Origin of the sequence: Chroococcidiopsis cubana SAG 39.79 (assembly GCF_003991895.1) — a bacterium.
GTDB lineage: Bacteria > Cyanobacteriota > Cyanobacteriia > Cyanobacteriales > Chroococcidiopsidaceae > Chroococcidiopsis > Chroococcidiopsis thermalis.
Genome location: NZ_RSCK01000007.1, coordinates 80169 through 98732, shown reverse-complemented (window position 1 = coordinate 98732; position 18564 = coordinate 80169). Strand labels below are relative to the sequence as shown.

General features: G+C 39.0%; 13 protein-coding genes. 4 read left to right on the top strand and 9 right to left on the bottom strand.

Annotation, left to right across the window (positions count from 1 at the left end; all coding sequences use genetic code 11):
* Positions 1-77: 77 nt before the first annotated feature.
* The 9 genes from DSM107010_RS06935 to DSM107010_RS06895 all read right to left on the bottom strand — a co-directional run bounded on the left by DSM107010_RS06935 (position 78) and on the right by DSM107010_RS06895 (position 13454).
* Positions 78-992, bottom strand: coding sequence for a hypothetical protein (locus DSM107010_RS06935; RefSeq protein WP_127022645.1), 915 nt, complete (start codon positions 990-992; stop codon positions 78-80).
* A gap of 10 nt (positions 993-1002) precedes the next feature.
* Complete coding sequence (locus DSM107010_RS06930) at positions 1003-2490, bottom strand: MBOAT family O-acyltransferase (protein WP_106166934.1); 1488 nt, start codon at positions 2488-2490, stop codon at positions 1003-1005.
* A gap of 194 nt (positions 2491-2684) precedes the next feature.
* Entirely contained in the window at positions 2685-4976 is a 2292-nt protein-coding gene (locus DSM107010_RS06925) for a GH39 family glycosyl hydrolase (RefSeq protein ID WP_015156564.1), read from the bottom strand.
* Positions 4977-5096: 120 nt separating this feature from the next.
* Positions 5097-7412, bottom strand: coding sequence for a GumC family protein (locus DSM107010_RS06920; RefSeq protein ID WP_106166933.1), 2316 nt, complete (start codon positions 7410-7412; stop codon positions 5097-5099).
* 753 nt (positions 7413-8165) lie between these two features.
* Complete coding sequence (locus tag DSM107010_RS06915; protein WP_015156562.1) at positions 8166-9101, bottom strand: NAD-dependent epimerase/dehydratase family protein; 936 nt, start codon at positions 9099-9101, stop codon at positions 8166-8168.
* A gap of 65 nt (positions 9102-9166) precedes the next feature.
* Positions 9167-10246, bottom strand: a complete 1080-nt coding sequence (gene gmd, locus DSM107010_RS06910; protein WP_106166932.1) for a GDP-mannose 4,6-dehydratase — start codon at positions 10244-10246, stop codon at positions 9167-9169.
* Between the two features lie 55 nt (positions 10247-10301).
* Positions 10302-11222 (bottom strand): hypothetical protein, encoded by a 921-nt coding sequence (locus DSM107010_RS06905; RefSeq protein WP_127022642.1) that lies wholly within the window; start codon positions 11220-11222, stop codon positions 10302-10304.
* A 169-nt stretch (positions 11223-11391) separates the two neighbouring features.
* Positions 11392-12336: a glycosyltransferase family 2 protein gene (locus DSM107010_RS06900; protein ID WP_106166930.1), complete on the bottom strand. Its 945-nt coding sequence runs from the start codon at positions 12334-12336 to the stop codon at positions 11392-11394.
* Positions 12324-13454 (bottom strand): glycoside hydrolase family 99-like domain-containing protein, encoded by a 1131-nt coding sequence (locus tag DSM107010_RS06895; protein ID WP_106166929.1) that lies wholly within the window; start codon positions 13452-13454, stop codon positions 12324-12326. The genes DSM107010_RS06900 and DSM107010_RS06895 overlap by 13 nt, the downstream gene beginning before the upstream one ends.
* Before the next feature lie 939 nt (positions 13455-14393).
* On the opposite strand from DSM107010_RS06895, the gene DSM107010_RS06890 reads away from it, so the two are divergent.
* The 4 genes from DSM107010_RS06890 to DSM107010_RS06880 all read left to right on the top strand — a co-directional run bounded on the left by DSM107010_RS06890 (position 14394) and on the right by DSM107010_RS06880 (position 18384).
* A complete protein-coding gene (locus DSM107010_RS06890; RefSeq protein WP_106166928.1) occupies positions 14394-15254 on the top strand; it encodes a DUF3102 domain-containing protein in 861 nt (286 codons plus the stop codon).
* A gap of 579 nt (positions 15255-15833) precedes the next feature.
* On the top strand, positions 15834-15968 hold the full coding sequence (locus tag DSM107010_RS42085; RefSeq protein ID WP_256498615.1) for a hypothetical protein: 135 nt from the start codon (positions 15834-15836) through the stop codon (positions 15966-15968).
* Positions 15969-16353: 385 nt separating this feature from the next.
* Positions 16354-17616 (top strand): glycosyltransferase family 4 protein, encoded by a 1263-nt coding sequence (locus DSM107010_RS06885; protein WP_106166927.1) that lies wholly within the window; start codon positions 16354-16356, stop codon positions 17614-17616.
* A gap of 3 nt (positions 17617-17619) precedes the next feature.
* The gene (locus tag DSM107010_RS06880; RefSeq protein WP_106166926.1) at positions 17620-18384 is read left to right on the top strand and encodes an FkbM family methyltransferase; all 765 of its coding nucleotides are present in this window, start codon (positions 17620-17622) and stop codon (positions 18382-18384) included.
* Positions 18385-18564: the final 180 nt, after the last annotated feature.

Genomic DNA, 18564 nt, shown 5'->3' with positions numbered 1-18564 from the left:
CCAGAAATAGTTTTAACTCCCTTATTCTAAATTTTCACAACCTAAGTTTCAATGGAGAAAAAATCAGAAAAAATCAGTTAGTTGTGACTTTGATTCAGTAATTTATTAACTACTCGATCGAGTTGAGAAACATACTCTTTAGCATTTGACTGGACTAAATGAATTCCATCACTCGTTATCCATTTACCAGCGGGTAATTCTGGTAACCACTCAAAAGAGTTTTTCGGAAAAAGCGATTTTAGTAATTCTCTAATTTGCCTTTGTTTTGTAGTATTATCAACAACTGGTTCGCCAGGTATATCAAATAAAATAACTCGAACAGCTTCTTTTTGAATATCTGCAATTTGATTTTTGATAAACTCAGCTTCTTTTACTATCAACTGTTTTTGTTGAGTATCTAGTTCAATATTACGATCCTCAACCAACTGTTCTATCATTTTTTTACGAAAATCTGAATTAATAACTTGTTTTTCATCTTGGCGTTCAACGTCTTTTGCATTTCTTTGTTTATACTCATTTTCTAAATACTGCATTAAAACGCTAGTAGGACGATATTCTTGCCTAAACATCGGAAAATGAATTTTTATAAATGATGTTAAAGGATGAAATAAAGGATTGACTAACTTAGTATCTAATTTTCGCCCGATAGTATCATTTAATTCAACTAATAACAAACGCGGTTTTATGTCTTTTCTTCTAACAATCTCTAAGCCAGTTTGGGTAGAACCTCCAGACATACCTAAATTAGTTGCTCGATTGCTGAAATATTTAATAGGAAGATTATTTGCTAATGAACTTCCTACTAAAACAATAGGTGTTGAGCTTCGATCGTAAATATATTTTTCTGCTTTAATAATATTAGCTTGCCATTGATTGATTCCTTCACTAGAAGGTAAAAAACCATAGAATATAGAACTTTGATATAAAATAAGGCAAGCTATACAAACTAATAACGGACGAATTACTAAACTTAAGTTAGAAATAAAAAACATGCGATCGCTCCTAAAACTGAAAGTATATAAATGTATCAGTGCTGCCAGCATCGAGAAGAGTCAGTGCTAGTAGTATTCCTAAAACTAAATCCATACCACTTTTTAATGAAATATTTTTTAGTAGTTTATGATTAGAAAAATATTTATAAGTTAAGAAATAAAATGAGTGCGAGATAATAACTGGTAAAGCAAATAAAGTAGTAGGGACGATGAGGTCGAGAGACAATTTTTGATGAATATTTCTAGTTAAAGTAATGAAAAAATCTATTGCAGCATCAAAATTAACTAATTTGAAGAATATCCAACCTATTGAAACAAAGCTAAAGATCAGAACCCAACGAATTAAATCTAATAAGAATTGCTGCCAAAAAGAATTTGACCGAGCTTGTATTTCTTTTGATGTTTGGTTGACACCTAGTAATCTTTCTACAGCTAATCCGCAACCGTGGAAAATACCCCATACTGCATAGTTCCATGTTGCTCCATGCCACAGTCCGCCTAGTGTCATAACGACTATCAAGTTGATATAGGTTCTAATTTTACCTTTTCTATTCCCTCCCAAAGGAAAGTATAAATAGTCTCTTAGCCATGTTGATAATGAAATGTGCCAGCGTCTCCAAAATTCTGACAGCGAGAGAGATACATAAGGAAAATTAAAGTTTTGTGGTAGTCTATAACCTAGAGCCGCAGCTAGACCTATCGCTATTAATGAGTAACCAGCAAAATCTGCAAATATCTGTATTGAGTAGCCAACTAATAGAACTATATTTGTCATAGTTCCTAAGCTTTGATAGTAAGGAAAGCTAATCCAGTACGTGTAATCCTTTAAATTGTCAGCTATTACCATTTTTAAATAATAGCCAATTATCAGCGATCGCAAAACATCGTACCAAGGTATATTCTTCAAAAATTTTGGTTGAATTTGAGCATAAAAGTCACTTGCTCTTGAAATAGGTCCTGAAATTAAGCTGGGAAAGAAAGTAATAAACAATGACGTGCTAAGAAGATGATGCCTGAAACTGATTTTTTTGCTATAACTTCCTCTTAAAACGAAACTTTGTTCTCTAGTAAGATCGACTAGTAAACCAATAGATAAAAATGTGTAAAAAGATAAACCAATAGGTACTGGTAGATCGGATAGCAAGGTGATAATGCTATCGGTCAAAACATTTGATATATGAAAAGTAGTAGTAATAAAATTAGTTATAAGTATGCCGTATTTAAAAAAACCTAAAATAAGCAAGTTTCCTACTATGCCTAAAGTCATCCAAAGGCGTTTTTTGCGTTTGTTCAATAAGTTGATTATTTGAAAACTAGCAATCGCGTTAAGGCTAATTGATAGCGCTAGCAATCCAGTAAGCCATGAGGAGTTCCATCCGTAGAAAATGAAACTTCCAGCAATGATGATTATGGGTTGCTGTTTTTGAAAAAACGGCAAGTAATAAATTATAGAAGTAATTAAAAAGAAAATAGCAAATTCTGGGCTTGTAAATAACATGGCTTGTTATTTTTTGACTAAGGTTTGAATAGTTTAGTAACTAGTAATTAGGTGTTGAAGATCGTCAGTCGTGAAAAATTTTATCCACAGCTTGATGCTAATCGGAACTGATAATATTGGTCTATTGGCGATCGCTAAATGATTCGTGCAAGCTTTCAGCGGGGCGATCGCTCGTTAATGGTTCATTCTCAAACTTAGTTTTCTTGAATAGGTCTGAGAACAATACCTTCAAAAAAAGTGGTATAGAGTTTATCTGGAGTCGTCCGTCCTGCGGTCAACTCAAGGCGAAAAGTATGCTGACCTTGAGATAACTCTACAACACCAAGTTCTTGATAAAGTTCTGGACCACCCGTAGCTGCCATCTCCTCTGGTTTGACCAATTCATTCTTAGTTTGTGTCTGCCGATTGACACGCCAATAGCTTTTAAGTGGAGCTGTAACTTGTGTCTTCTGACCTCCATCAATACTCCATGCAAACGGTGATGTCCAACGATACTTCTCAAGTAGGGAGTTTGTGGTTATGCCCGTAAACAGTAATTGGTAACGTCCAGGCTTAGGCACGTTAATCGGGATCTCGACTGAGTATCCTTCTGGACTGGGTTCGCTGCTTGCAAATATTTGCAGAAAAGGTTGCCAGAAGTCACTCGCAGGTGGAGGATTGTGCTTTCCAGGTTGAGCCAACATCCATTCCTTTGTCCATTTACCTGTTTTGGCTAAAAATACGTACTGTAAAGGATCGGATTTCTCTCGCGGTAGGCTGTACTTGGCTATTTTAATTTTACTTGCATCTCGGATGAAAGTCGTTTGGTCGATTGGTAGAGTGACCTCACCATTCTTAAGCTTTAGGGGTTTGCTGCGACCCATGGCATCAATAAGCTGAGGAGTTTTATCTGGTAAAGGTGTTACTGCATATGTGACACTTCCACCACTCAAACCAGCTTGTAAGACTTTCCATGTTGCGATCGCCTCGTTGCCTTTTTGAAAGACGTAAATTTGCGCGGATGGGCGATCTATGCTTTCCACTACCTGCGCATTACCGATAATATGCGCCGCTACTGAGTAAGTAATTCCATCTGGGAGCGGCGTTAAGTCGCGATCTACAAGTGCAGCAAAGCTATCGTAATTCGTGCCAAATCGTTTGTGGAAGAAATGAAATTGCCGTGCATATCCTTCCTTCATCCCTCTAAGACTAACTAAAGTTGGATCTTCCGTTCCCCAGATGGGACGTTCCGCTGGCACGCCGTGTTTTGAGAGTAAGGCTTTATAAGGGGCTAAGTCATTAGTGTGAAAAGAAAAGACATCGATGAGAGGAGCTACGCCTTGCTTTAGCACTCGATCTAGAAAGGACACGCCATGACTAGTAAAACCAGATGCAACAATTTGAGCTTTCGGGTTAGCAGATTTCACTGCTCTGGCAGTTTGCCGGATCAGTTCGGCAAATTCCTCTGGTGTTCCTAACCAAAAGTTATTAGCATCTGGTTCGTTCCAGATTTCCCAAAATTGAATTTCTTGCTTAAACTCCCGCGCAGTTTTCTCCACAAGTTGATTCCATAACTGATAGTCTCTCGGCTTTACACGCGCCCATACTGCTGCACCTTCGCCTGTTTCTTGGGTTTCCTGTGGACGAGAAGACAATTCGCGAGGCATTTCTGCAAACTCGCCCATAACGCTAATCCCTTCCCGATGCAGAGCCTGAGCTATTCCTTTCCACTTGCTAAAACTAACTGAAACCTGCGAATCATTTTTGTTGGCACTAAGCAAGGGACACAAAGTATGCAGTTTCAGAAAATCAGCTTTTGCAACGATTTTTTGAAAAAAGTTGTCAGACTCTGTTTTATCTGTTGGCTGAAGTTGATTTGAAGAGGCAGAGATTTTTAAATCCCGCGCTTGAGCTGAGGTCGGCTTAACTTGTAGATTTTCATAAGACCAATGCCAAAAGTTGAGGCGACTCCAAGCAGCACCCAGTAGTCGGTGGCTGCGAGCTAAAGCGGCTGCTTTAGCAGGATCGTTTTCTCCATCATAAGGAATTGTAAACAAACCCCAGCGAGAGTCAGGGTTAACTGGACTAGGATCGAACACCACCCCAACTCTGGTTTTAGCCTCAACTTTTGACTGCCCTGCGCGGGCTGAAACTGTCAAGTAATACAATCCACGACTAGGTAGTTGAAGATGCAACGGAATCCCTTTAAGTGGATCGACCTGAGATCGTAATGGAATCTTAGCATTGCTAGTCCAAGAACCATTATGCTCCCGGATCTTATACTCTACAACGTCAGGCTTATTTCCTGAAACTTGAATCATTAAGTCAACTGGCTGAGACTCAATAAATAAGTTACCAGGTTGTTTTGAACTCACCCTAACTTGAAAAGCATCAGACGTACTAACAGCATCATTGAAAGTAGAAAGAACCACTGTTGCTGTACATGCGATCGCCAGGACAACATGGAAAAGGACGGCTCTTTTGGCAGAAGGTTTAAGCAATCTCATCTGTCTATAGGTGAAACTAGATGGAACCTAAGTTGGAAAATCTCTTGGAATACGATGTATTCTTCCAAGTCATCTGAGAATCTAGCAGCCTGTGTGTTCTTACTGTCTCACGACTGAATTCTAGAAAATTCCTCTACCTGCTAAATTAGGGTTAGTTGTAAAACCCCGCTCTAGATTGTCCTGGGAAGTCCCGTCATATACAGTGTACCTACTGTTACACTCCTTAGACTCATTAATTATGGCTCCAATAACGTTCAGCTTACTTAAGGCTTCTAAAGATTGATTGAGGTCAAATCGAGTCACGCGATTGAGGCGTTCGACTACCACAGTACCACTACAGAGTGATGCAACAATGCTGGCATCCGCCAATCCCAATATAGGAGGAGCATCTACGAGTACCAAATCGTAAGATTGTTCAAAAGACTCGATTAGATGCTTCATGCGTTGAGAGCTTAATAGCTTAACTATATCTGTTGGTGTTGGTCCTGCCGTCAAAACATCCAGTGAAGGTTGCACAGATTGAATGCAATCCCGCTCCCGTACATCTGCTTCTTCAGTCAATAGTGTAGATAACCCTCGATCGTTAGATAGATTCAGTAGTTTGTGAATATTGGAGCGTCGTAGATCCGCATCAATTAGGAGAACTCGCCGTTGTAAACGGGCTACACTCAGTGCCATACCCGCAGCCAGTGTTGACTTACCCTCACCAGTCAGTGCTGAAGTTAGTAACAAAGACTTGAAGGATAGGGGCGAGCCTAAGATTTGAATGTTTTGATATATCAGATCCATCGACTCGCGGAAAGGAAACCAGTTTAATGCTTGTATTCGTTGAGAGGTTAAACTTTGCTGTTTGAAGAAAGGTAGAGCGATCGACGGCTTCTTAAGCTCAAAGTTTGGTAATTTTGGTGTAATACCTAATACAGGTAGGGAACTCAGTTTCTGTAGTTCGTCGCAAGAGTGAATAGTATCATCGAGTGCTTCAAGAAGAAAGGCAGCTCCAATACCTAAAACTAAACCAAATACTGCCCCTGATACCAAAAGCATTATTCTGCCAGTTCCCATGTATACGCCAGGTTCGGGATCTCGGATGATTTGCCAGTTAAATCCGCCCTGCGCAATTTTAATCCCCAAATTTTGTTGCGTCTGGAGAAGTTGCTCCAGGGTTTTTCGATTGATCGCAATTTCTGGCATGAGACGGTTGTACTCTGCTAATAGTTGTGGGTATTTAAGCAGAGTAGAGCGCAGTTGCTGTTCCGATTTAGCAAGGCTTTGGTCGCGGGCACTCAAACCAAACCAAACTACCTGTGCATCAACCAAGGCATCAACTAGCTTCCGGTCAGAATCGCCAAGCTGTAGTTGTTTGGGCAGAGATTTTTCTGTGGTACTTAGTTGGGCAGGTAATCGATCCGCAGAGCGCCCTGCTTCCGTACGTAATAGACCAATTAGGTTTTGACGCTGCTTGAGTAAATCTTGAACTTTGGGGTAATCGTCTCTGTATTGCACCCGCAGCTTTTCTAAAGTGACATCTAGTGCTTGAATTTCATCCAGTAATGACTGATAACGAGGAGATTGGCTGAGACGAGAGGCAATGAGTGCTTGTTGTGGCGATCGACTTATTTGCTGCTGTAGCTTATTGTAGCGAGCTTGTTGATCCTGAAACTGGGCGCGAATTGTTCGTCGCTCGCTCTCGACAGCCGCCAGTGCATCCAACAAATTTTTTGCCTGTACTTCTGGGTCGAGTAGTTTATTTTGCTTGCGAAAATTTTCTAGGTTCGCCTCAGCCTGTGACACATCTTTTCGGATTTTGGGCAATTGCTCGTTAACAAAAGCAAGTCCATTGGTTAGGCGTAATTTTTGCTGTTCTAAATTATAAATTTGATAGACATTTTGTAGTGCTTGAAGAACTTTTTGACTCTTAATAGGGTCTCCTGCTACAAAAGTTACTTCAAAAACTTGACTGAGTGTTTGCAAAGTTTTTGTTCCGCTTTCTACTTGAGTTACTTTTAGCGGTGATTGTTTAACTTTCGCTGGTTTGCCGTTGATCTCTTCTACTGTAATATTAGGGTACTCAGGACGAAGTAGTTCCACAGCCCTCTCTACGAGCTTTGGACTTGTCATCACGCTAAGTTGCGCCGTGTAGTCAACTTTAAGATTTGAGTCAGTAAAATCACTCTCCTCTACTCCTCCTTGTGCATTACTGTTTTGTCCCTGGTAAAGATTAGAGCTGACTAGCAACTGCATAGAACTCTGATATGTCGGCTTTGCCATCAGTGCCAGAAAGCTTGAGGCGGACAGAGGAATGCAGAAAAGACTTAAGATCAAAAGGCGGCGACGCAGTAAAACTGTAAATAGTTGCCGAAGATCGGTTGCATTGGCTCTATTCTCTACTCTATGCTCTACGGACAGTCGCTCGTTATCTAGACTAGTATCAGCCATCACTAATTCCTTCAGTGTTAAATGTTTTAACAGATGCTTTCAAGTACGTGGTTGGAGTGAGGTGCAGAGAGAATGAATTATCGTTAAGTTGAAAGCAGTGCGAAAAAGAAGATTTTGTCTCACTGCGCCGATAAGATTGGTTTGCTGACATTAAAATGATAGTTGCAAGAATTGGCGATCGCAATAGCGGATTTCGGAAGCTAAAAATAATAAAAATCGCGATCGGGCAACTTCATTATTTCTGTTAAAGACTAACCTATCTTATCTAAGGTAGCTAAAATGTATTCGGAATATTTTCTTGAAAACCTCATACTGCAACAGAAGTCAGCTAGTCAGATATGCATGACTCAAACAACTATGACTTACCTGAATGTTACTATCCTTTTTAACTTACTTTAAATAATAGCAAACAATAGCAAAATAAAAAAGTTAATTTGTAAAAATAAATGTATTGTTAATCGAGCTTGACTGGATTAGTGTATTAGCAGGTCGAGCCTCGAAACTTCATCGTTAGTATTAATTGATTTGTACATCAATCTATCTAATTGTTTTGTTATCTCAAACAAATAATATATTTATGTCCGCCTCGGGTTAGAGACATATATCTTCTATAGCAATCCTATTTGATTCATGAACGTGGAGCAGGCTTCTAGCCTGCGGCAGGCTAGAAGCCTACTTTACAAATCATTTAGAACTACTATAGATAGATTAATTTTTTATGCCACTTATTATGCATCATAGTATACATATAAGTCATACCCCTACTAACTCCGCACGACACCAGCTTGCAAAAGAGCTAATGCCCTGTTCCAAACTCACAGTTGGATCGAATCCTAAAGTACTTAATTTTGTTGTATCTGCTTTCCAATAAAGCGGTACACCTGTGGGTACAACTCCGTCAAACTCCGGATTACAGTCGTAGCACAGTGTATCTAGAACTAGACTTACTAACTCTGCAATAGTCACCTCACGACCGCTACCAATATTATAAACTTCACCCTGCATAGAGCCAGTAGTGGCAATAACAAATAAAGCCGCAGCGATATCAATAGCATGAATAAAATCACGGCTTTCTCGACCCGTTCCTTGTAACGTTGGCGACCTTTGCGTAATGATTTTTTGAAAAATATCCCAGACTACCTGTCGTCGTAAACCAGGACCGTAAGCTGAAAAAATTCTAGCGCTAGCAGTTGGTAAACCATAAACATTGGTAAACTCTAAACACAATTGTTCGCACTGCCATTTATGAAATCCATATGGTGAAACTGGCAGAGGAGAATGAGATTCACTCACAGGTAGTGACTGCGGATTTCCATAAACTGCTGCACTCGATAAAAAGATAAACCGACAATCTGGAGCATTAAGACGCAAAGTATTAAGTAGCTCAAATGTCACTCCTGTATTAGCGTAGAAGTCTTTAGCTGGATCTGTAACAGATAAATTAACGGAGGCGCTACCAGCACAATGAATGCAAACTTGAGGCGAGTGTTTTTGTAACAAATCGCCTAATGCCATATCTGGCAGATGAATTTGGTAATAGGCTGATAAGTTGAGTAGGGAAGCATGTTTAACAGAAGAAGTATCGATACCGATAACAGTCCAACCTTGCCTTAAAAAGTAACGGGAGACGTATCGACCAATGAAGCCGGCAGCGCCTGTTACTAAAACCGATCTCGATTGAGTAACCATTGGTTGATAACAACCTCAATTAGATAAAAAAAATAATGACTTCGACAGGTCATTTTCTGACTACTTTAGTTATGGGAAGAAATCATTTCATGCCGAATCGTGGCAATATCCTCGATCGCATACGTACCACTACAGTTAGGTGAAGTTTGACCTATAGCTCTCAAGTCGGCTTCTACCATTAAGGCTACTAGTTGCTCAAACGTTACTAAAGGTTTCCAGCCCAGATTTTGTTGCGCCTTGGTAGCATCTCCAATCAACAAGTCTACTTCCGCTGGTCTGAGGTAGCGATCGTCAAATTCCACATAACGCTGCCAATCCAGATTGACATAACTAAAAGCGAGATCGAGGAACTCCTTCACCGAGTGGGTTTCACCGGTTGCAATGACGTAATCATCTGCATGTGGATGCTGTAACATCATCCACATGGCTCTGACGTAATCCTTGGCATAGCCCCAATCTCTTTTAGCATCTAGATTGCCCAAGTAGAGAACTTTTTGCTTACCAGCGACAATCCGAGCGATCGCGCGTGTAATCTTGCGAGTGACGAAAGTTTCTCCTCGTCGCGGGCTTTCGTGGTTAAACAATATGCCGTTACAAGCAAATAGCCCATATGATTCGCGATAGTTGATTGTTTGCCAGTGGGCGTAAACTTTAGCACAGGCATAGGGGCTACGTGGATAAAATGGTGTGGTTTCCTTTTGCGGCACTTCCTGCACAAAACCAAACATTTCTGAAGATCCTGCCTGGTAGAACCGTACCTGAATTCCAGTTCTGTGCTGGTAGTCGCGAATCGCTTCCAACAAGCGTAGCGTTCCCATTCCCACCGAATCTACAGTATATTCTGGCGAGTCAAAACTCACCCGCACGTGGGATTGAGAGCCTAAATTATAAATTTCTATTGGTTGAACTTCTTCTAAAATGCGACGTAATGTAGTGCCATCAGTTAAGTCTCCATAGTGCAAAAATAACTGCGCTCCCTTCTGGTGCGGATCTTCGTAGATGTGATCGATTCGGTCAGTATTAAATGTAGAGGTTCTACGAATAATACCATGCACTTCATAGCCCTGCTCTAGCAAAAACTCACTGAGGTAAGAGCCATCTTGTCCTGTGATGCCAGTAATTAACGCGCGCTTTTGTTTTTGCATCCTCAGTACCTTTTATATCTTTAATCTAAATCTGTAAGTTATTACGTTAGTCGAGTTAATTTCTAGCAACTGAAGCAGTAGAAAGTAACTGCTTCCTGAGCTGAGCCTCATCATAAGGTTGTTTTCTAGCTCTGCACTGTCTAACCATACGCCTCAGAGCCTTTTCTGCCTGTTTGAGCTGTTGTGTAGTATGTTCTTCTGGACGAGATTTTTCAGATAATTTAGCAAATTCATCTGCCCACGGGGTGAAAACTAACCATGATACAAACCATGATATCGGTAGTACTTCTTCTATTGCTAGCGAGGTGCTATCTTCACTCGCGTGCGTTGCTAATACGCACAACATTGCAACCTTGAGGAGTAGGTCGTTAGAGCGAGGTTGTGATAAAAAATCTAAAACTTCTGAACAAATAGCTAAGTGTAGTTCGATATTAAGTTTACTAACACGCCTAGCAACTTTTAAAAAATGATTTTTTTGCTCTTTTGCATCAGGAGAAGGATTTAGTAAAGTGGCTCTGTCAAGAACGCTTGGAGATCTCTCCACAAGCAGTTTAGCAGTTTTGAGAATCTGTTGTTTATTTTCCTTAACGTATCGCTTAAAGAGTTTTAGCCTTGGCGACCAATGTTTGGGAAAACCCTCTTTTTGTAAAAGATTTTTATACATATTAAACGAAGGACTATAAGCACCAAAGACCTCCCAAAACCACATATTTAAGAGCTTTTCTCGTTGACCCCTGGCGATCGAAGCACGATGCTCGATCTCTGTTTTATCGTAACGACTGACGCGCAAATGGCATAATTGAGCTGTGGCTGGATCGATCGCTTTTCTATGAACAAATGCAGCACTTATGTTAACAATTTTTCCATTCTGGAGTTGTCGTTGATAAGTATTTCGGAGGATAACAGGTTCCTGACATTCTGGGCAATGAAGACCTAATAATAAAAAATCATCATAACTACATTCTTCTGCTGCCACTAATTGACCACCATACCGGATTGAGCTTGCAAGTTTCATAAAGATTATCCTTTCTTTTTTTAGGTCGGTAAGTTATTCTTCTTTCATTCAGTACTAACAAACTGACGTTAGGATAAAAGGTTTAGGCTACAAGCGGGAAAAAGCAAGAACTATACTGAATGCTTCAAGACTAAACGTTTACTAAAAGCTTTTTAATAATTTTTTTAGTAAGCCTAAAATTAAGCTTTGAGTCTACCGTGCTAGCAACTTTATAGATCTTGTATTGGCGTTCCCAAGATGTTTTCTCATTCTTGGAAAACATGATTTTCAACCATCGATGAATTCTCGTTTCGCAGACTTGCTCGACAACCTCTTTCGGGCAGTCTATATTAGCTAAAATATAACGTACAATCTGATAGCTTTCCTCTGCAAAGACCCCATTTCTACTAGCTTCATATCTTACTGTTTCTGAATGGGCGCGGTAATAGTTAAGCGTTTCTGCTATGAAAGCGATATCAGAAACTAGAAGCATTTTTACCCACAGCAACCAATCTCCACAGAGCCGCAAAGATTCGTCTGCATATCCTACTTTTTCGTATATACTACGCCTGATCAAAACTGCACTAGCGTTATGAATTATGTTTTCAAAAATTAGGTATTTACTACATTCATCTATTCCATTATTTACAAAATCTTTCTCCCATCGTTCCTTGTCGGGGAAATAGAGTAAATCCTTACTATTAAATATAGAGCGATCGCGCTCATCAATAAACCATGACAAGCAATAGGCTAACCCAACTGTAGGATTATTATCTAGCTTGTCAACCAGCTCTGCAAGCAGTCGTCGATCTGCGTAGTCGTCTGACTCGGCAATCCAAATATACTCTCCCTGTGCTAAACGAATTCCTTTATTCCATTGTTTAAATGGAGAGCCACTATTCGTTTGATTGTAAATTGCTCGAATCCTAGAGTTGTTAGCAAATTTTGCAAATACCTCATTACTATTATCTGTAGAAGCATCATCTAAATAAATAATTTCAAAATCTTGATAAGTTTGATCTAAGACACTTTGGATGCGTTGTTCGAGAAACTGAGCATGATTATAATTTGGAATAATAACGCTTACTTTAGGCATGTTTCTCTTAATAAGGAGGTTGTAAAGTCAGTTTTCCTATCTCTCAGTGCCATTCGAGTAGCTTCTAAATAAGCATGTCCCCATTTCTGACAAGGTTCAAGATGATTACCCTCAGCCCACTCATTCCAAGCATTGATAAAAACAATTTTCTCGGTAGAGTAGTTATTGACTAAAGTTTTGTCAACAATCGTTCTTAACCAAGACTCGTAAACTTGAGGTGTAGAATTTTGAAAAATTATTGCACCAGCTTGACGGCGTGCAGTATTGTCCCATGATGGTGTAACGCAGGAAAATCGCTGATAGCTTGGATTTGGCTTCGCAAGCATATGTTTAACAACAGTAGAGTAATCATATATGTTGTGAGTTCCATAAGCTTGATGGGCTAGTCCTAACTTTCTAGCTAGATGCCAAAACCTACCTTTTTGCAGAGGTAAACCTAGTTGAGTCCAGTCTGGTTGAAACTCCACAGATGCATCAAAGCCAATCAATCCTGGATCTTCTTGTTCGCTAGCAAAACTTTCGACTCTACAGAGGAAAATTTCTCCAACACCAAGTCTTTTTGCCTCCTCACGCCAAACTTTTACGGTTTGCTTCGGATTTGGTAGTTTCGTAGCTCGATACACTAAAAATAAAGGCTTACCATCAACTTTGATATATCGAGGATCCGAGAATGCCTTAGCAAGCCACTGCATGTGTAGCCTATCGTCTTCCTCGCTGTAAACTTGCTTGAATAGCAAATTCTGCTCTTTACCATCCCATCTTCTCGTCCAATTTTCGTTCGCCCAACAAAGGCAAAAAGGAAAATCTGGTTTTCCAGAATTTAGAACATCATTGAAAGGGCGTTCTAATAAACGCTTGCCATTGAACCAGTAGTGATAATAACAAAAGCCATAAATTCCATATTCTTTAGCTAAGTCTGCTTGAGCCTGACGAGTCTCAGATAGACGCAAATCATAAAAGCCCAAATCGGCAGGCAAATGAGGCTGATAATGCTCTGAGAATAAAGGTTTAGCTTTAGTGACGTTAGTCCACTCAGTAAATCCCTTACCCCACCATTCATCATTTTCTGGGATAGGGTGATACTGAGGAAGGTAAAAAGCAATTAGGCGAGCTTGCATATCACAGCTAAAAATAATAGATTTTGTTAAATCAATACTATTTGTTCAAATTGTCAGAACAATTAGTTGGAGCTAAACCAGTAAGTAAGTTGTTTTGGATGAATTTAGCAGAGTATGGTGAAAAGTGAGTTTGAAAAACTTAATTAATAACATTTTTTATGACGCTAGCCTTCTAGGTTTCATGAGCTAGATGCACTGACTTCATTACTATCGCAAATCCGATTGAATTCAAGATTTTACAATAACTCGTAAGTCTTCTACGGATGCGCAATTTATTTGAACTTGCCGAGTATCATGAATAACATAAAGCATTCGCTATGTTTGCCTTCTTCATTGGCAAAAAAATAAAGAGTGCTGTTTGAGTAAACACATTCTATTATTTCCCTCTCTATAAAGGTTGTCGATACAGGAAAGTTCAGGAACGGTTCCAGAGTTTATAAAATTTTATTGCCTGTAGCAGAAAGAACAATTATCTATAACTTGAGAGAGAGCATTCACTATGAACTGAGAAGTTTAAGTATAACTAGTTTTCTACTTCAGAATTATTGAATTCTAGATTCCATAGTAATCGCACCTCCTTGCAAATCCCAATATTCTTTTTTAATTGTTTATGTACCTTCGCGCTCCCTCACAAAAAAGATACGTACTTGAACAAAAACCGCAGTTCTCTATTTGAGCCAATATTAGTAATTTAGCGATCGCAACAACAACAATGTAATAAATGGTTTTTATTCTATGAACTTACTATTCACTTGATAATACTATTATCCGACTACTATAAGATACCTGAACTTTCCCCACTGGACAGTAGTTAATAGACTCCGCATATTTAAAATTAGTAGTTTGTTTATATGAAGAGCTGTTCCTTAAATAAAATCCATACTTCAATGCAACATCAATAGCTCTGGCATTTTTTAATTCTGAGAGAAGGAGAATACTATGGCTTCAACTCAGCTATCTTCTGAATTGCAAGAACTATCATCTACTACTGAGATAGTTACTTTTAACTATGCTGAACTAGACAGTGAAACGCGAGCCGCTATTCAGCAAAATACCACTGAGATCAAAAGTTTAATGCGTCGTACCTCTCAAGATATTATTCATATCGGACAAAAGTTGAGAGCAGTTAAGCAACAGCTAGAACATGGACGTTTCCGAAAGTGGCTAAAAGCTGAATTTGATTGGAGTGTCTCTGCTTCAACCAAATTCATCCAAGTCAGCGAACAGTTTAAATGTGTAAATTTTACCCATTTAAATATTGCTAATTCTGCCCTCTATCTTCTGGCTGCTCCTTCTACGCCTGAAGTAGCTCGTCAAGAGGCTCTCCGTCGCGCTAGTTCAGGAGAGACAATAACTTACTCTAAAGCTAAGGTAATTACTCAAAAATATAAAAAAGTAATCCAACCTGAACCCGAATCAACTACAATTGACATTGAAGCTAAAACTTTAGAAAAAGATCGGTCTTCAGCAGTAAGTTTTTCACAGCAACCTACTTCTGTTTCTATCGTACCTACATCTAATTTACTAATAGATGAGCAAGAACTACAGTCTGAAAGCCATACCTCAGAACCAATCATGTATGGTCAATCGCTGTTTCAAAACTCGAATGAAAATCATTTGAGTTACACCGTAGCTAATGCTAACTTCTCTACAATCTCATTATTAGCTAATAATAATACTGACGTGCTTTGTCAGATTTTTATTAATCATATAGAGCGTCTGACTGACGCTCAAATTCTTTCTGTTTGGTATGCGATCGCCGAGCGCGTTCCTTCAGAGCTTCGGATGTTAAACAATTAGCCTGATATTGAATTGAACCACTTGGTCTAAAATGTTAGGTAGTAGCTATTTCTATGAGCTACTGCATATTTAGTTTGAAAAAATAGGTTTTGCTTTTATCGTTTAAAATGTTTTTTTAATTAGCTCTTTAAATTTAAACTCAAACAAAATAAATCCAATATTTTATTAACCTATATTACTTTTAAACAAGCCGTGAATTTAACAATATATTTACTGTGGCAATCCTATTTGATTCATGAACGTGGAGCAGGCTTCCAGCCTGCCGCAGGCTAGAAGCATACTTTATAAATCATTTAGAACTGCTATAGTTATTCAACTTATATTTCTAGTGTAAATGAAATTACTATCTCGTGTACGCATAGTAATTTCATTTGAGTTAAAGGTGATAAATGTTGAAATATAATAACCGATCGCAAAAGACAAGTATGACAACAATTATTTTACTTCAAAGTAAAGTACTCCTTGTCATCAACACATATCCTTATTCAACTATACTCTTTTATGCTTGAAAAGCACTGTGAACAAGATCGAAACATTCCACCTATTTACTGTCCCTATTGTAATCGACGGTTATGGTATATGGGAAAACATAAATTATTTCTGTTTCCTATGAGTAACTCAGGCGATCGACAACAAATTATTGAGAGTAATTCTACCGTGGAAGAATTAGTGTGTGGAGAACATGGTAAGTTTTTTGTAGAACTTCAAGAATAAGATAAGTTCTATTACTTATAGATAGTTTTATAGGCTTCTCAACCAATTGCAAAGTGAATAATATATTGCCAGCGTACTTACCCAATATCAACTATTAAATCTTTCAATTAGATGTTCGTAATTCAAATAGAACCGCCATATATTCATAGCGTTGCTTATCCTTCATAAAATATCAGAACTTTTCCATATCAACAAAGTCTGAGCTTAACAGCTATCATAAGCGTAACGTTTCCCCAGACTTTAAAAATAAAATTTTTCGAGCGTATATATGTATATCAAGCATAGTATAGATAAATCTATCCTGATTAGCGATCGCAATTTTTTAACCTTTAACTGAAAAATAGTTTGATTCACAAGCAACTAAAATGATTGTAGTAGGTTAATAATGAGAATTGGATTTGTTTCTCGATGGAATTTAGCAGATCCAGAGATTCGCCGCCGAGCATTTTCTGGGATTATATGGCATGTTCTTAAAGAATTTGAAGCTCAAGGAGATCGAGTTGAATATATTGGTCCAGTTCAACAGAACTTAATAGCTAAGTCTGTGAACACAGGTATTAAAGTACTTAATCGGTTAAAAGTGTTTAGCCCACATGTCTATGGTAAATACCATCCTGTGATTCTAGAGCAAATGGCGCGGCAGGCAGAGCAGCTAGTTGCCGATCGAAAAATAGATGTTTTGCTCGCTCAAGATTCTACTGTAATGGCTTACTTTCCGCCTAGTATTCCACTTGTCTATTGGCGAGATGCTAACTTTGCTGACATACAAGACGCTTACAAAGTATACTCAAATCTTCATTCCCTCAGCGTTGAGTGGGCTCATAAGCACGAACGTAAGGCGATGAATCGTGCAGACTTAAATATATTCTCCTCTGAATGTTCCTATAAAACTGCGACTTCAACTTACGGTATTCCATCTGCCAAAGTCGCAGTAGTACCGTTTGGTGCGAACCATGATTTTGTAGTGAGTTCAGAAGATACTGAGCGTTATATCACTGGCAGATCGCGCGATTTGTGCCGCTTACTATTTATTGGTATTGAGTGGGAACGCAAAGGTGGTGATACAGCTATTGAGATTTGTCGTATTCTCAATCAGAGGGGCATTCCTACGACGTTGGATATTATCGGTTCAGACTTCGCAGTCGATCCAGCAATCAGTCATAAAGTTCGCATTCACGGACGGGTAGATAAGTTTACCAGTGAAGGCAGTACAAAGTTGCAGCATCTACTCGAACAATCTCACTTTTTGGTTCATCCAGCGCGTGCAGAGGCTTACGGTTGCGTTCTATGTGAAGCTTGTTCATTTGGTATTCCTTGTGTTACGAGTTCCGTGGGTGGTATTCCCACCATTATTAAAAACGGAAAAAATGGTGTATCTTTTCCAGCAAGCACGCCCGCTTCTACATATGCTACATACATTGAAGAGACTTTTCGCAATTTCGATCTGTATATTCGGCTAGCAAAAGCTACACGCTCAGAATACCAAGAGCGTTTAAATTGGCAGGTTGCAGTAGCCAAAGCTAGAGAACTTATAACTGAGATGCTGGAGAGAAAACAAGATTTGTCTACACCTTCTGAAAAGGTTGAACTGTGTACCGACAATACACTTATCATGCCTGGAGCAGGCTACAAAATTACTAGGAATTGAGATATGGCAAACCTTTCTACCATAAAACATCTATACCAGTCTAATCGGTTGTATCACCCAGCTCGAACCCTATATTGGCGATTGCTAAAACAAGAGCGTCTAGTAAAATTTCATCAAGAAGTCACCTTCTACTCTCAGCTATTAGAACCCGACAGCCTATGCTTCGATATCGGTGCAAACATTGGAGAGAAGACAGAAGCACTTTTCAAAGCCGGTATGAGAGTGGTAGCATTTGAACCACAACCTAACTGTATGAAAGAACTTGCGGCACGATGCAGTCGCTATCGTAGCAAATTAGCCAAATGTGAATGCGCCGTTGGTGCAGAACCTGGAATTACTGAATTGTACGTTCATACTCACCACGCTCACTCAAGCCTAGACCAGAATTGGACAGTAAGTGAGGTTGTATCTAGTATTTATGTACCTGTAGTGACTCTCGATCGCGCGATCGCTAAATTTGGCAAACCACGATACTGCAAGATCGATGTTGAGGGATGGGAGTATGAAGTTTTAAAGGGATTAACACAACCAATACCGCTAATTTCATTTGAATACCATCTTCAGCAAGATAATATTGATAAAACCCTTGCCTGTATTGACTACTTGTCGCACCTTGGAGAATTACATATTAACATTACGCCAGCAGAAACGTTACTGTTTACATTTCAAGAATGGTTACCCGTCAAAGAATTTCTTAAGTCTTTTCCTAATAGTTTTCGTTCTCGCCAGGAATACAATTATGGAGATATTTTTGTGAAAATTCAATAGCTATAGGTAAAGACAGAATTGAATCAATAGCAGCTGCGGCTTTAGCATTCGTTATTTTCTCATTTTGTTCGGCGCGAACAGTGTATTTTTTGAACAAAATTTAGCAATCTTTACAACTTAGAGATGAATGTCATTCAAGTCTCTTAAGACTGAACTTTATGGTATCGACATCATTCACTC